The organism is Vibrio aquaticus (assembly GCF_003970385.1).
Classification (GTDB): domain Bacteria; phylum Pseudomonadota; class Gammaproteobacteria; order Enterobacterales; family Vibrionaceae; genus Vibrio; species Vibrio aquaticus.
In genome coordinates this window covers 1-500 of the sequence record NZ_RXZH01000039.1, presented here as the reverse complement: position 1 = coordinate 500, position 500 = coordinate 1, and the positions used below count along the sequence as shown (strand labels likewise).

General features: G+C 45.9%; 1 rRNA gene. It reads left to right on the top strand.

The window, feature by feature from the left end:
* The first annotated feature begins 142 nt into the window (after nt 1-142).
* Nucleotides 143-259, top strand: a 5S ribosomal RNA gene (rrf, locus tag EJ063_RS21800).
* The last annotated feature ends 241 nt before the right edge of the window (nt 260-500 follow it).

Sequence of the window (500 nt, the reverse complement as noted above, 5' to 3'; positions counted from 1 at the left end):
AAAGTTCTGCCCTCCCTCTCTATCTATCCAARGGATGGRRGGGCAGAGGCCTTTGGTGTCCMCTCCAGTCAAGAATTGGRGCCTCACAATCACTAGCCAATATGCTTTTCTCKCATGCCTTTCTTCGWTCATGGTTCGATATTCTGGTGTCCTAGGCGTAGAGGAACMACACCAATCCATCCCGAACTTGGTGGTTAAACTCTACTGCGGTGACGATACTGTAGGGGAGGTCCTGCGGAAAAATAGCTCGACGCCAGRATGATRMAAAGCTTAACACCTCTCATTCTTATTACTTTTTCATATTGAAAAAAAAAATGAAAAATGAAAAGGTYGTCTTATTMAAAACCCCAATTATGAAATCATYCCACTTCACACCYCGGAACGCACCGTTCTTATAGAGAGAAAGGCACTTTCACATCCGAAATGGCTGGGGAGAGGAAAGGTTCCTTTTTTTAGGGTACTCCYGGGAACAGATCCAGTGGAGACGGGGTGGGGCTTGT